Here is a 13,567-nt window from a genome sequence, read left to right as displayed (position 1 = left end):
CTTACTTCTTAATTGAAGCAGGCGTTGCTATTTCAGAACCGCACTCTTTTGCTGGGTAACCATTTAGACCGCAGATGAGTCCGCTCTTTGCAGCACGCACCTTCACAGCCATTCCAAGAACATCGATACCTTGCGAAGTTTTAGCTGTGCGAACGCAAGTAGAGATTGTTTTCTTTATTTTTTCGCCCTTGGGCGCGTAGGCCTTGGCACCGAAATCAATTACCAAAGCGATCCGCTTTGTATCTTTGTCAGCCTTGGTTTTTCCGCAGATCGATGCAAAGTTTGGTTTAACTGATGGGGGAGTCGATGGGATGTCATCGCTGCTGAATACAAATGACCAGCCTTCAACTGCGCCATCTTCTATATCAACAGTTGGACCAGTCATAGCAGCAGTCCATGTATTAGCACCGGGAGCTGCTTGGTAATAACCCCAGTAACGCCAACCTTTTTCGGCAGCGTTTGCTGAAGCAACTGGAATTATTTGAGCAGCAACAAGGGCTAGAACGAATAACGTAGGGGTGAACTTGCGAGATGATTTTAATTTAAGCATTTTTACTGTGGAGCCTCTCTTGAAATTCAGAGTCTCACAGGGGTAGCGCAATAAAAGTATTGAATCTACTTTTTCTTGAGACTACGCCCCGCAAACCTCGGCGGGTGTTGGTCAATTACGCTTTCTAGTGAGGTAATCCGACTTAAGTTCTAATGGCGCGTTTATCGCCATGGAACTCTTACGGTTGCGGGTCAGCGTCGGATTTTCACCGACTTCCCCTCAAGAGAAAGTATTGCTATTTAGTTGTAGGTACCTGCGAAGAAAACCATAGGTTGCCTGCGATAGCAATTCACCACGCTATTTGAGGCCAAGTCATATAAGAGTGGGGGTATGGTGTTACCTATGGAATATCGTCGCCTCGGCAGTTCAGGAATGTATGTCTCAGAGATTTCTTATGGAAATTGGATCACCCACGGATCTCAGGTTGAAGCAGATGCGGCCGTTAAGTGCGTGCGCACTGCCTACGACCTTGGCATAACAACATTTGATACGGCAGATGTTTATGCAGCAACTAAAGCCGAATCAGTATTAGGGCGCGCTCTCAAGGGAATCAAGCGTGAATCCTATGAGCTATTTACCAAGGTTTATTGGCCAACTGGTTCTGGCAAAAACGATCGCGGTTTATCGCGTAAACACATTATTGAATCTTGCAACGCCTCGCTAAAGCGCCTCAATACCGATCACATCGATCTTTACCAGATGCATCGCTTTGACTATGAAACCCCACTAGAAGAGTCACTGAGCGCCTTCGATGATTTGATTCGCGCTGGAAAAGTTCATTACATAGGTTTCTCTGAATGGAACGCTAAGCAGATCGCAGATGCGCTGCGCATTCAAGATGCCAAGGGTTACACCCGATTTGTATCTAGCCAACCGCAATACTCTGCACTTTGGCGCGTTATCGAAACCGAAGTTGTTCCACTAAGTAAGCGCGAAGGAATTGGACAGATTGTTTGGTCACCTATGGCGCAAGGCGTCCTAACTGGAAAGTATCTGCCAGGTAAGAAACCGCCAGTGGGTTCTCGCGCAACAGATAAGAAATCCGGCGCAGATATGATCTCGCGCTGGATGCGCGATGATGTACTTAGCGCAGTTCAGAATTTAGCCCCGATAGCCCGTGACCTAGATTTAACGATGGGTCAACTATCAATCGCTTGGGTTCTGCAGAACTCAAATGTTTCTAGCGCAATTATGGGAGCAACCAAGCCAGCTCAGGTTAAAGAGAATGTAAAGGCATCAGGAGTGAAGTTATCTGCCGATGTTATGCACGCTATTGATAAGGCGCTCGGCAATATTCCGACGACTGATCCAAAAGAGACTAAAAGCCCAAATCCTAGGGCTTGAGTTAAACCTTATCTCCAGCTTTTACTTGTGGCTTAGGTGCGCGCATACGTCGCATCTGTGTTGAGCGTAGCCATCCATAAAGCCCAAGTCCCTTGGTGCTTTTATCTGGGAAGCGCTTAGTGACTTCGGCTTTAATTTTGCGAGATAAGAAGAATCCATCGATGATTGAGAAGAGAAGAACGCTATACATAATCACGATTCCAGCCACAGCAAAAACACTTAGCGGGATGAGCGAAAGAATTAACACAAAGCCGATGATTGGAAGGAAATATTCACCGATCGAACGACGGGCATCGATGTAATTTCTAACAAATTTCTTTTCCGGTCCGCGATCACGCATTGGGAGCGCATTCTCATCGCCACGCAGATATGCCTGGCGCTGCAAGAGGCGTGCCGCACGTGCTTGATCTTTAGAGCGCTTCTTCTCTGCCTTGGTTGATGCTGGCGCTAGTGAGGAAACTTTCGTCGCCGCTTGCGCTTCTTTTCGCTTTGGAGTCGGACGACCTTTTTTCTGGCTATTTTCTGGAGTAGAAGTCATGGGCAAACTATAGGGCGAGCATCTGCTCGAGTGCGAGTTTGGAGTACTTGGCAACTTCTGGGGCAACGCTAATCTGGTTTACAACGTGGCCATCAACTAACGATTCCATCGCCCAAACCAGATGTGGAAGATCAATTCGATTCATCGTTGAGCAATAGCAAACGGTCTTATCTAGAAAGACAATTTTCTTATCAGGGTGGGCTTTGGCAAGGCGTGAAACCAAATTTAGCTCTGTGCCGATCGCCCAAGCGCTCCCTGCAGGGGATTGCTCGACAGTTTTGATGATCATCTCGGTGCTGCCAACGACATCGGCCGCAGCAACAACTTCATGTTGGCACTCTGGATGTACTAGAACCTTCACCCCTGGAACTTGTTTTCTCACCTCGTTCACAGATTCCAAAGTGAAGCGCCCGTGCACAGAACAATGTCCGCGCCATAAAATTACCTTGGCTCCACGAATTTCTTCAGGAGTTAACCCACCCATTGGCTTCCAAGGATTCCAGAGAACGCAATCATCCAGAGTTAGGCCTAGCGAAAGGACTGCTGTATTTCTACCGAGATGCTGGTCGGGGAGAAAGAGAATCTTCTCGCCCTTAGAAAGCGCCCATTCCATACTCTTTTTAGCATTCGATGATGTACAAATCGTTCCACCGTGTTCGCCAGTAAAACTCTTAATCGCTGCAGATGAATTCATATATGTGACTGGAATTGTTTTATCGGCTACGCCAACTTCTTCGAGATCTTTCCAGCACTGTGTAACTTGATTTGCCGTTGCCATATCAGCCATTGAACAACCGGCGGCAAGGTCAGGAAGAATTACCTTCTGTTTATTTGAAGTCAGAATGTCAGCGCTTTCGGCCATGAAGTGAACACCGCAGAAGATTATGTACTCGGCGTTCGATTGTGCTGCCGCAGCTTGTGCCAACTTAAATGAATCACCAGTTACATCTGCAAATTCAATTACTTCATCTCGCTGATAGTGATGGCCCAAAACAAGGGCGCGATCGCCAAGTGCGGCGCGAGCAGCCCTTGCTCTGGAGATTAAATCAGGATCACTCGCTTCTGGCAGTTCGCCGGTACAGGAGACGCCTCGCTCAGATGCCAGATCTCGACCTTGCCCAAGAAGCAGCAGGTCAGTCAGCGAAGTTGAACGAGCAGGTGTGGACATGGACACATTCTCGCGCATTTATAGCCTTGCTGTCGCATCGACAGTAAGTGGCAGGTAGTCTTTACCCATGACTACAGAGACATCGAACTCAACAACAGAAGCGCCAGCATCGACTGGCCCTATCGTCTTGACAGAAGTTGCCGCAGCCAAGGTTGCAGCGCTCCTTGCTCAAGAAGGTCGCGATGATCTCTATCTCCGCGTTGCAGTGCAGCCAGGTGGTTGTTCGGGCTTGCGCTACCAGCTCTACTTCGATGATCGCGATCAAGAAGGCGATATCTCACATCAATTCGGAACTGTAAAAGTTGTTGTAGACAAGATGAGCGATCCATATTTAATGGGCGCTTCAATTGATTTCGTTGACACGATTGAGAAGCAGGGCTTCACAATTGATAATCCAAATGCTGGCGGATCTTGCGCCTGCGGCGATTCTTTCAACTAAAGACACTTTCAACTTGTTGTTAACCGCGATGGTGGCTGCATGAAGATTGGCGTTGCCGGTTCGGTTGGTTTAGATCACCTAATGACGTTCTCGGGAAAGTTCACCGACTCACTCGTTGCGGGCTCGCTTGAAAAAGTTTCACTCTCATTTCTCGTAGATGGCCTGGAAGTTCGCCGTGGGGGATGCGCAGCAAATATCGCATTCGGTATGGGCTCACTTGGCCTTAATCCAATTTTGATCGCCGCAGTTGGAATCGATTGGCCAGATTATGACGCTTGGTTAGTACGTCATGGCGTTGATACATCTCATGTTTTAGTCTCTAAAACTCTTCACACCGCTCACTTCATGGTGACGACAGATACTGAGTTAAATCAGATCGCATCTTTCTTTCCTGGCGCGATGTCCGAAGCGCGAAATATAGAGCTTTCGCCAATCATGGAAAAGACCGGAAAGTTAGATCTAATTGTTATTTCTCCTGATGACCCAGAAGCGATGCTGCGCCATTCTGAGGTAGCCCGCCAGGAGGGAATTGCTATAGCAGCTGATCCGTCACAACAAATGGCACGCATGAGTGGCGAAGAGATTAAGCAACTCATAACAGGTGCTACTTACCTATTTTTAAATGAGTACGAGCTAGCGCTAGCAATTCAAAAAACCGGTTGGAGCGATCGCGAAATTCTCGAGCAAGTTAAGTATCGCGTTGTAACTCTTGGCTCGGAAGGCGCAAGAGTTGAATCTCTAACTGGTGAAACAATTAAAGTTACCTGTCCGAAAGAGAAATCAAAGACCGACCCAACCGGTGTTGGAGATTCATTTAGATCTGGATTTGTTGCTGGATTGGCCTGGGGCTTAAGCCACGAAAGATGTGCACAACTAGGTTCGATGATTGCTACCTATGTAATTGAAACAACCGGTACACAGGAATATCGCTTTACGTCAGCCGAATTTTTAACGCGCTTTAAAGACGCATACGGCGCTAGCGCTGCTGCTGAGATCGAACCTCATCTACCAAAGCGTTAATCAGTAATTCAACTTCTTCTGCAGTAGTTTCTGCGTGCAAAGTTATTCGGATATTTCCATCGGTTGGTAGCCCCATAGCCGCTAAGACATGGCTAGGTTGCAAATTCATAGCGGTGCAAGCTGATCCTGAATCAACGGAGAGGCCACGGGCGCTTAAGCCGCGAAGTATCTCTTCTCCATTGCAACCCGGAATAACTAAGGATGTTAAGTGCGCCATAGAATTATCTAAATCTCCGGCAATTATTAATCCTGGAATCGATCGTGAGATTTCAGCGCGAATTTTGGCGCTCATTTTCTTTATATTTTTATCATCAGGTTTGAAATTCTCAAGTGCTACCGCGCTGGCAATCAATAGCGGCAACGAGAATGTTCCGTAGGTCCTGCGCACTGCAGATATATGGGGGAGCGGATTCTTCCAGTTAGCGGCATCTGCGATGGCAACAACTGCAAGACCGGCAGGCCCCTCCCAAGCTCTTGAATCAAAGACCGCGCTACTCCACTTTTCGGGAAGCGGTTCACGATTTCCAGAGGCAGTGGCATCGATTGCAATCAAGATATCTTTTGGCAATTGCTCTGGAACTTTGTTTATGGCCCCAGTTTCACCATTTGCTAATTGAAATGAAAGAGCAGAGTTGGGCAACAACTCGATTTCAGAGAAATTCAAAGTTCCATTGGGGGATAGCGGAATAATTTCTGAGTCGCCTTGATGCGATCTTGCAGTTGCGATTACACCTGATCTATCGCCGGCTCCGTAGTAGAGCTTTCGTTTTGGTTCTAAGAAGCCACCCAGAGAAAGTAGATAGCCAAGTCCAACTTCGCCCGTGATCTCAATTTGATCGGCCTTAATTCCTAAATTTGTGGCGAGTGATTCAAGGGCGTTGGCTCTCAGGTTTGCCGCGCGACTAGGTGATTGGCCAATCTTCTTTGGGTCGGCCCATCCGCTATCTAAGGCAGCGAGAAAGGCTTGGGCAGCAAGGGAATTGAGTGCTGTCTCTGATTGAAAGTTTCCTGTGACTCGTACCACCTAGCGAACGCTACTAGCCAATGCGACTAACTCCGAATTAGCCGACTATCCTTAACCTCATGTCTGCCCATAAACGCTCGCGTTCTCTGGTTCGTCTAGCCGCTCCGCTAACACTTCTGCCACTTCTGCTTAGCGGTTGCTCCAAAGTCTCTGGCCTTGGATATGAAGAGGGTTTATCAAGCGTTAATGACATCTCACTTTCACTCTGGCAGGGAGCATGGATTGCTGGCGGCGTAGTTGGTGTAATTACATTTGTACTGATCATCTGGCCAGCGATTTTCCATCGCGCTAAAGCCAGTAAAGGTGAATTCCCAAAGCAGACTCAGTACAACATTCCTGTAGAAATTGCTTACACGATAATCCCATTTATCATCGTTGCAGTTCTCTTCTATTACACCGCAGTTAAGCAAGAGAAAATCGTTGAGAAGACGTCAACCTACGCCCATGAGATCACTGTTAATGGATTCCAATGGTCATGGCAGTTTAGTTATCCTGAGGCGGGACCAAAGGCAGTTGTTACTGGAACTCCAGCGCAGCCTCCAACTTTGGTAGTACCGATCGGCGAAAAGGTTCGCTACACAATTGAATCAAACGATGTTGTTCATGGCTTCTGGATTCCAGCATTTATGATTCAGATCCAAAATCTACCGGGCGTAACTAATAGCCTTGAATTCACCGCAAATAAATTGGGCACCTATCCGGGTCGATGCAACATCCTCTGTGGACGAAATCACTCACAAATGCTCTTTACGGTAAAAGTTGTAACAGTTGCCGAATATAATGCTTATCTCGAAACTCTGAAGGTGAGCGCAGCATGACCACTTATGCAGAACGTCCAACGATCAATTCAGTAGGCGCGCAACCATCGAGCAAGGGTAAAAACTTTGTAAAGTGGATTACCTCAACCGATCACAAGACGATCGGCTATATGTATTTGATGGCTACCTTCGGCTGGTTCTTAGTAGGCGGGCTACTAGCGCTCTTCTTACGTGCTGAGCTAACTCGCCCAGGGATGCAATTTTTGAGTAACGAGCAGTACAACCAGATCTTCACGATGCACGGAACGATTATGTTGCTCATGTTTGCAACTCCATTATTCGTTGGCTTTGCCAACGTGATCATGCCGCTGCAGATCGGCGCCGCAGATGTAGCTTTCCCTCGCCTTAACATGCTCTCCTTCTGGTTATTTATGTTTGGAAGCATTACGGCAGTTGCTGGATTCTTAACTCCAGGAGGCGCGGCATCATTTGGATGGACTGCTTACGCACCTCTTGCTAACTCAACATATTCACCAGGAATCGGTGGAGACCTTTGGGTAATCGGTTTGGCAGTTTCTGGTCTTGGAACAATCTTGGGCGGCGTTAACTTCATTACGACCATTTTCACAATGCGCGCGCCAGGTATGACGATGTTTCGTATGTCGATCTTCTCTTGGAACGTTCTCTTAACTTCTATCTTGGTATTGCTCGCCTTCCCTCCATTAGCTGCTGCGTTATTGGCGTTGGAGTCTGATCGCCTCTTCGGTACGCATATCTTTGATCCGGCCAACGGTGGTGCGATGTTATGGCAGCACTTGTTCTGGTTCTTCGGACACCCCGAGGTTTATATCTTGGCGCTACCATTCTTCGGAATCGCAACTGAAATTTTGCCAGTCTTTAGCCGCAAGCCAATCTTTGGTTATAAAGGTTTGATCGCAGCAACGATCGCAATCTCAGCGCTCTCTGTTGCAGTATGGGCTCACCATATGTTCGCCAGCGGCCAGGTACTTCTACCGTTCTTCTCATTTATGACATTTTTGATTGGCGTCCCGACGGGCGTTAAATTCTTTAACTGGATCGGCACCATGTGGCGCGGCCACGTAACCTTCGAGACTCCAATGCTCTGGGTTATGGGATTCCTCGTTACCTTCTTATTCGGCGGAATCACCGGAATCATCTTGGCTTCGCCTCCAATGGACTTTGCAGTTTCTGCGTCTTACTTCGTTGTAGCTCACTTCCATTACGTTCTCTTCGGAACTGTGGTCTTTGCAATGTTCGCCGGTTTCTATTTCTGGTGGCCAAAGATGACTGGTCGCATGCTCAACGAACGTCTTGGAAAGATTCACTTCTGGACGCTCTTCTTCGGCTTCCACACAACATTCTTGATTCAACACTGGCTTGGAATCAAAGGTTTCCCACGTCGCTACTCTGATTACTTAGCAACTGATGGCTTCACTGGAATGAATATGATTTCAACAATTGGATCTGCGCTCCTTGCGCTCTCAATGATTCCGTTCTTTGTAAACGTTTGGATCACCCGCAAGTCACCGCTCGTTAATTGCGATGATCCTTGGGGCTATGGCTCATCCCTTGAGTGGGCGACATCTTGCCCACCACCGCGCCACAACTTCTTGACGATGCCACGTATTCGCTCTGAGCGCCCAGCATTTGATCTTCACCACCCACACGTTAAAACGGAAGGCCACTAATTAAATATGAAAACTAATTGGCAGCTCTTCGGTGGTCTAAGTGTTTTCTATGTCTTAATGTCGGTCGTTTACTACTACGTAGGTGGCGAGGCAGTTGGCATTACAGGAATGATTCTCGCTGCATGTTTGGCTGGGATGGTCGGTTTCTATGTTTGGTTTACCCAGAAACGAATTGGGCGACTACTGCCTGAAGATCGCCCTACTGCAGAGATTGCAGAAGGCGCAGGCGAACTTGGTTTCTACAGCCCTCATTCATGGTGGCCACTGCCGGTTGCGGCAAGCGCAATGGCTTTAGGTCTCTCTCTTCTTATTGGTTGGTGGCTAACTCTTATCGCACTTGGTGCACTGGTGATTAGCATCATCGGTTTCGTAACTGAGTATGAGAAACCACTACCTGATAACGCCGCTCACTAAGTAAGCGTTACGTAAGCACCTGAAAGAGATCGCTATGGAGAAGGTACGAGCAGAGATTCTAGATACTGGTTCTGATCTCGCTACTTCTGCGCAAATTGAAATTAACGCACCGGCGCAACAAATCTTTGACTTGATTGCAGACCCACGTTGCCACCAACTCTTCGATGGCTCTGGGACGGTGCAGGGGAGTATCTCGGGGCCAGTTCGACTTCATCTTGGTGCGAAGTTCGGAATGGCAATGAAGATCAGGTTGCCATATCGCATCACCAATACCGTTGTGGCTTTTGAAGAAGGTCGCAAGATCTCATGGTGTCACTTGATGAAGTGGACCTGGAGTTATCAGCTAGAGGAGCTAGCAAATGGCAATACCCGCGTAACCGAAACCTTTGATGCCCGAGAAATACCGTTCTTTGCGAAGCACTGGCTCAAGATAACGGGCGCGATGGCCCACAACCCAAAATGGATTGCTAAGAGCTTGGTGCGCTTAAAGGCAATCTGCGAAACTAATTAAGCTACAAACTACTTTAATTAGTGGTTCTCGATCTGCTTTAGATCTTCAGCGGTGGCCTTCGGAATCGATACAGCATGAGCCTTGCTCATACGTGCACGCAACTTATTCTTCAACGCCTTAGGACGGCGCACTCCGCTGGCATCGTGCTCTTCGAGAGCTAGCGCCGGCATCTGCTCATGTTGCGTCAGAATCCAAGCCTTCTCAGGTGAGATTGGCTCATGAACTTCAACGAATTCACCGTGCGGCATCATGACTAAGCGACCAGTTTCGCGGCCGTGTAATACGAGTTCGCGATCTGCGCGTTGTAGAGATAGACAAAGCCGTTTAGTGATTACAAAGGCAATAGGTGGAAGAACGAAGATAGCAATTCGCGAGAACCACATTATCTGATTGATCGATAGGTCGAAGGTCACGGCGATAATGTCGTTACCACCGTTAATTAGCGCAACTAACATAAAGGTAAGTGACATGACGCCGAGCGCTGTGCGGTTTGGCGCATTGCGCGGACGATCTAGAAGGTGGTGTTCGCGCTTATCTCCAGTTATCCAACTTTCGATAAATGGATAGAGCGCCATTCCGGTAAACAAGATTCCCGGAACTATTAAACCTGGAATCAAAATGTTCCATGAGATTGTGTATCCGAAGATATAACTTTCAAGTGGGGGAGCCATACGAACTAGCCCATCGAGCCAGCCCATATACCAATCGGGCTGGGATCCAGCTGAAACCTGTGCAGGCGTATACGGACCGTAGAGCCAGATTGGGTTAATGGAAGCAACTGCGCCAAGGAATGCAGTTACGCCGAAGACAATGAAAAAGAAGCCACCTGCTTTTGCCATGTAGACAGGAAGAAGTGGGTAACCAACAACGTTCTTCTCTGTACGACCTGGGCCAGGGTATTGAGTGTGCTTCTGGTACCAGACCAACATCAAGTGAACTGTAATCAGCGCTAAGAACGCTCCTGGTAGAAGAAGAACGTGAACGGTATAGATACGTGGGATAAAGGCTTCTCCTGGGAATGCGCCACCAAAGGCGAAGAAGGAAAGGTAAGAACCAACAACAGGTAGAGCCTGAATTATCGCTTCAGCGATACGAATACCAGTTCCTGAAAGCAGATCATCAGGGAGTGAATATCCAAGGAAGCCTTCGACGATTCCAAGAGTTAGTAGACCAACTCCGATAATCCAGTTGAATTCGCGAGGCTTACGGAATGCGCCAGTGAAATAAACGCGCATCAAGTGAACAACAATTGCTGCCATGAAAATTAGCGCAGACCAGTGGTGAATTTGACGCATCAAGAGCCCGCCGCGAACCTCAAATGAGATATCAAGTGCGGATGCATATGCCGCAGACATTTCGATACCTTGAAGTGGTGCGTAACTTCCATCATAAATAACTTCGCGCTGTGATGGATCAAACCAGAAAGTTAAATACGTACCAGAGAGAAGCAGGATAACGAATGAGTAGAGCGCGATCTCGCCTAGAAGGAATGACCAGTGGTCAGGAAAGACCTTTGTTAAATTCTTCTTCATCCATTTGGCAGCGCCAGTTCTTTCATCAACGTAATTTGCAACGCTGCCTGCGATTCTTTCACGTGCTGTCATGCTGAGCGCCCCCAAAAGCTAGGTCCTACAGGTTCGTTAAATGGATTCTGTGCGACTAAGTATCCCTCGGAATCTACTGTTATCGCGAGTTGAGGCAGTGGTCGGGCAGATGGTCCGAAGATCACCTTCGCGGCGCGCGTCACATCAAAGGTTGACTGGTGGCAAGGGCAGAGCAGGTGCTTAGTTTGCTGCTCGTACAAGGCAACCGCGCATCCCATATGTGAACAAATCTTTGAGAAGGCGATGATGCCTTCATGGGTCCAAGAAAGTCGTTCGGCATCCAGATTAAACTCTTCAGGGCGAAGGCGAATCAACAAGACGGCATCTTTTGCGATATCGGATAGTTTGCGATGCTCTCCAGCTGCGATCGCTGGCAAAGTTTGTGCAACCGCGCCAACTTCTAGATCTTCAGGTCGAATTGGTCGATCACCTGGATCCGTGACTAAGCGAGTGCCCTTCTTCCAAGATGTCATTTTCTGCTCTTCATCTGGAAGAGGTCCAAGGTCGCCAAGCAGAATAAGTGGTGATAAACCTGCGAGGCCAAGAGATAGCCCAAGAGTGCGCCTGATAAGTGAACGACGACCTAGCCCTGCTGCCTCAGCGCCATCCTTGGCAGCCTTTACGAATTCTTCACGATCTTCATCCGGTGATCGAAATTCATGGCGCTGAATAATTACTTCTTCATCCGGCATTAATGTCTTTGCCCAATGGATCGCGCCCATTCCGATAAAGAAGAGAGATGCAGCCATTCCGAGACCAAGAAAGAGTTGGTGTGCGTTAGTGCTGCCAAGTATCGGAAAGAAGATAAAGACATCTTGCGGAATGAAAAGGTATGAGGCGATTAAGAGAACTGTTCCGGCGGCAGAGAGTAGGAAGAGAATCGCAACTTGGCGCTCGGCTTTCTTAGCGGCCTTTGGATCGGTATCAGCGCGGCGATGAACGTGTACTGGTAGCCCTGGATCTTTTATCGCTTCGATTTCATTCGACATATTTACCTATCTCGCCTTCATCGCTAGCCAGACTGCAACACCAATAAGCAGTCCGAGTCCAAGAGTCCAAACTAATAAACCTTCTGTTACAGGACCAACGCGACCTAACGCTGCGCCACCTAACTGCGGTTCAACTTCAGCGGCTTTAATCCATTTAATAATTGAGAGTTTTTCTTCAGGAGTGATTGTCTTATCAGAGAAGACCGGCATTGATTGAGGACCGGTAACCATCGCTTCATATATATGACGTGAAGTAACGCCCATAACTGTTGGCGCGTACTTTCCACGAGTTAACGCTCCACCTTGTCCGGCGAAGTTGTGGCACATCGCGCAGTTTGTACGGAATAGCTCTCCACCTTCTGCAAGAGATCCATCGCGTTCGTAATTTAAATGTTCTTCGCCAGGAATTTCAGGTCCTGGAGCAAGAGATGCAACATAGGCTGCAAGAGCCTCTACTTCTCGTTCATCATAAACAGGATCCTTACGCGCGATTTGTTGGCTCATATCAGCTACTGGCATACGGCCTGTTGCCACTTGGAAATCTACGGACGCTGCACCGACTCCTAGTAGTGCAGGAGCGATAGCGCTGCCTTCAAGATTTAGGCCGTGGCAAGAGGAACATCCCTTAAGGAAGATCTCTTTACCTTCTTCGATTAAAGCGCTTCTTTCGGCAGCAGTGATCGGAGTACTAGTCGCGGCACCCGCAACTGAGAAAGTCGTTCCTATTGAAAGAAGTGCAAGCACCAAGAGAAGTGGGGCTACTGCGCGGTGTCTGCGAAAACGTGAGAGACGCTTCAAGTTATCTTCCATTTCTTTCGATAGTTAAATTATTTAATTAGATAGATCGCTGCGAAGAGTGCAATCCAAACAACATCAACGAAGTGCCAGTAGTAAGAGGCAACGATCGCTGTTGTAGCTTGGTTGTGGGTGAAACGTCGCGCCTTTGCGACTCGGACCATGACAATCAGGAATGCAATCAACCCGCCGGTTACGTGTAATCCGTGGAAGCCGGTTGCTAGGTAAAAGACAGATGTGTAGGCGTTAGTTGAAAGAGCCAAACCTTCTTGAGTTAGATGCGCATATTCATAAACCTGACCGGAGATAAAGAATGCACCCATCAGGAAGGTTAGGGAGAACCATTCGCGCATGCCCCAAGATTTAACGTTAAGAAGTGAACCGGTGCGCTTTGCTTGGAAACGTTCAGCGGCAAATACTCCGAACTGACAGGTAACAGATGAGAGAACCAAAACTGTTGTGTTAAATGCAGCGAAAGGAATATTTAGAACCTTCGTTGACTCAAGCCAGATCTCTGGGCCTTGGACTGCGCGCGTAGTGAAATACATTGCAAAGAGCGCCGCAAAGAACATCAACTCGCTTGAGAGCCATACGATCGTTCCGACCGCCACCATGTTCGGACGATTGATATTGTGATGGGTCGCAGTTGAGGTGCTGGTCATGGGGCAAGTATCCCTGAAAGTGGGCTCACCTACCTAGTTATA

The 13,567-nt window shown here is 48.0% G+C and carries 15 protein-coding genes and 1 riboswitch; of the genes, 7 read left to right on the top strand and 8 right to left on the bottom strand.

The features are described 5' to 3' along the window. Position 1: 1 nt before the first annotated feature. Complete coding sequence (locus A1s21148_RS04095) at positions 2-550, bottom strand: SCO2322 family protein (RefSeq protein ID WP_223299349.1); 549 nt, start codon at positions 548-550, stop codon at positions 2-4. Positions 551-626: 76 nt separating this feature from the next. After that, a riboswitch (adenosylcobalamin (AdoCbl) riboswitch) is annotated at positions 627-794 on the bottom strand. A 98-nt stretch (positions 795-892) separates the two neighbouring features. On the opposite strand from A1s21148_RS04095, the gene A1s21148_RS04090 reads away from it, so the two are divergent. Beyond that, positions 893-1,894, top strand: coding sequence for an aldo/keto reductase family protein (locus A1s21148_RS04090; protein WP_095671189.1), 1,002 nt, complete (start codon positions 893-895; stop codon positions 1,892-1,894). 1 nt (position 1,895) lies between these two features. Here A1s21148_RS04090 and A1s21148_RS04085 read toward each other — a convergent pair whose 3' ends face one another. Continuing rightward, positions 1,896-2,432: a DUF3043 domain-containing protein gene (locus A1s21148_RS04085; protein WP_095671188.1), complete on the bottom strand. Its 537-nt coding sequence runs from the start codon at positions 2,430-2,432 to the stop codon at positions 1,896-1,898. A 7-nt stretch (positions 2,433-2,439) separates the two neighbouring features. Further along, positions 2,440-3,600, bottom strand: a complete 1,161-nt coding sequence (gene nadA / locus A1s21148_RS04080) for a quinolinate synthase NadA (RefSeq protein WP_095671187.1) — start codon at positions 3,598-3,600, stop codon at positions 2,440-2,442. 67 nt (positions 3,601-3,667) lie between these two features. Here nadA and A1s21148_RS04075 point away from each other — a divergent pair, with 67 nt between their 5' ends. Both A1s21148_RS04075 and A1s21148_RS04070 read left to right on the top strand, forming a co-directional pair. Continuing rightward, a complete protein-coding gene (locus A1s21148_RS04075) occupies positions 3,668-4,039 on the top strand; it encodes a HesB/IscA family protein (RefSeq protein ID WP_095671186.1) in 372 nt (123 codons plus the stop codon). 81 nt (positions 4,040-4,120) lie between these two features. Next, on the top strand, positions 4,121-5,059 hold the full coding sequence (locus A1s21148_RS04070) for a carbohydrate kinase family protein (RefSeq protein WP_420022011.1): 939 nt from the start codon (positions 4,121-4,123) through the stop codon (positions 5,057-5,059). Here A1s21148_RS04070 and A1s21148_RS04065 read toward each other — a convergent pair. Next, positions 5,016-6,083, bottom strand: coding sequence for an aminotransferase class V-fold PLP-dependent enzyme (locus A1s21148_RS04065; RefSeq protein ID WP_095671184.1), 1,068 nt, complete (start codon positions 6,081-6,083; stop codon positions 5,016-5,018). The two genes, A1s21148_RS04070 and A1s21148_RS04065, sit on opposite strands and share 44 nt — an antisense overlap. A gap of 59 nt (positions 6,084-6,142) precedes the next feature. Here A1s21148_RS04065 and ctaC point away from each other — a divergent pair, with 59 nt between their 5' ends. From ctaC to A1s21148_RS04045, 4 genes are read left to right on the top strand one after another with little or no spacing between them, the layout of a single operon-like run. Beyond that, complete coding sequence (gene ctaC, locus A1s21148_RS04060; protein WP_095671183.1) at positions 6,143-6,901, top strand: aa3-type cytochrome oxidase subunit II; 759 nt, start codon at positions 6,143-6,145, stop codon at positions 6,899-6,901. Next, positions 6,898-8,550, top strand: coding sequence for an aa3-type cytochrome oxidase subunit I (ctaD, locus tag A1s21148_RS04055; protein WP_095671182.1), 1,653 nt, complete (start codon positions 6,898-6,900; stop codon positions 8,548-8,550). The genes ctaC and ctaD overlap by 4 nt, the downstream gene beginning before the upstream one ends. Before the next feature lie 6 nt (positions 8,551-8,556). Beyond that, positions 8,557-8,964 (top strand): cytochrome c oxidase subunit 4, encoded by a 408-nt coding sequence (locus tag A1s21148_RS04050; RefSeq protein ID WP_095671181.1) that lies wholly within the window; start codon positions 8,557-8,559, stop codon positions 8,962-8,964. A 34-nt stretch (positions 8,965-8,998) separates the two neighbouring features. Then, the gene (locus tag A1s21148_RS04045; protein WP_095671180.1) at positions 8,999-9,475 is read left to right on the top strand and encodes an SRPBCC family protein; all 477 of its coding nucleotides are present in this window, start codon (positions 8,999-9,001) and stop codon (positions 9,473-9,475) included. A gap of 17 nt (positions 9,476-9,492) precedes the next feature. Here the strand turns inward: A1s21148_RS04045 and qcrB are convergent, their stop codons facing one another. Genes qcrB through ctaE form a run of 4 tightly spaced genes read right to left on the bottom strand, consistent with a single transcriptional unit; the run spans position 9,493 to position 13,525 of the window. Beyond that, entirely contained in the window at positions 9,493-11,079 is a 1,587-nt protein-coding gene (gene qcrB / locus A1s21148_RS04040) for a cytochrome bc1 complex cytochrome b subunit (protein WP_095671179.1), read from the bottom strand. Further along, the gene (gene qcrA, locus A1s21148_RS04035; protein WP_095671178.1) at positions 11,076-12,068 is read right to left on the bottom strand and encodes a cytochrome bc1 complex Rieske iron-sulfur subunit; all 993 of its coding nucleotides are present in this window, start codon (positions 12,066-12,068) and stop codon (positions 11,076-11,078) included. The genes qcrB and qcrA overlap by 4 nt, the downstream gene beginning before the upstream one ends. Before the next feature lie 6 nt (positions 12,069-12,074). Continuing rightward, positions 12,075-12,878 (bottom strand): cytochrome bc1 complex diheme cytochrome c subunit, encoded by an 804-nt coding sequence (gene qcrC, locus A1s21148_RS04030; RefSeq protein ID WP_223299348.1) that lies wholly within the window; start codon positions 12,876-12,878, stop codon positions 12,075-12,077. A 17-nt stretch (positions 12,879-12,895) separates the two neighbouring features. Beyond that, positions 12,896-13,525, bottom strand: coding sequence for an aa3-type cytochrome oxidase subunit III (ctaE, locus tag A1s21148_RS04025; protein WP_095671177.1), 630 nt, complete (start codon positions 13,523-13,525; stop codon positions 12,896-12,898). Positions 13,526-13,567: the final 42 nt, after the last annotated feature.

Source organism: Candidatus Planktophila lacus (genome assembly GCF_002287925.1).
GTDB classification, from domain to species: Bacteria; Actinomycetota; Actinomycetes; order Nanopelagicales; family Nanopelagicaceae; genus Planktophila; species Planktophila lacus.
The sequence above is the reverse complement of the archived record's forward strand: the minus strand, read 5'-3'. Positions and strand labels throughout refer to the sequence as shown.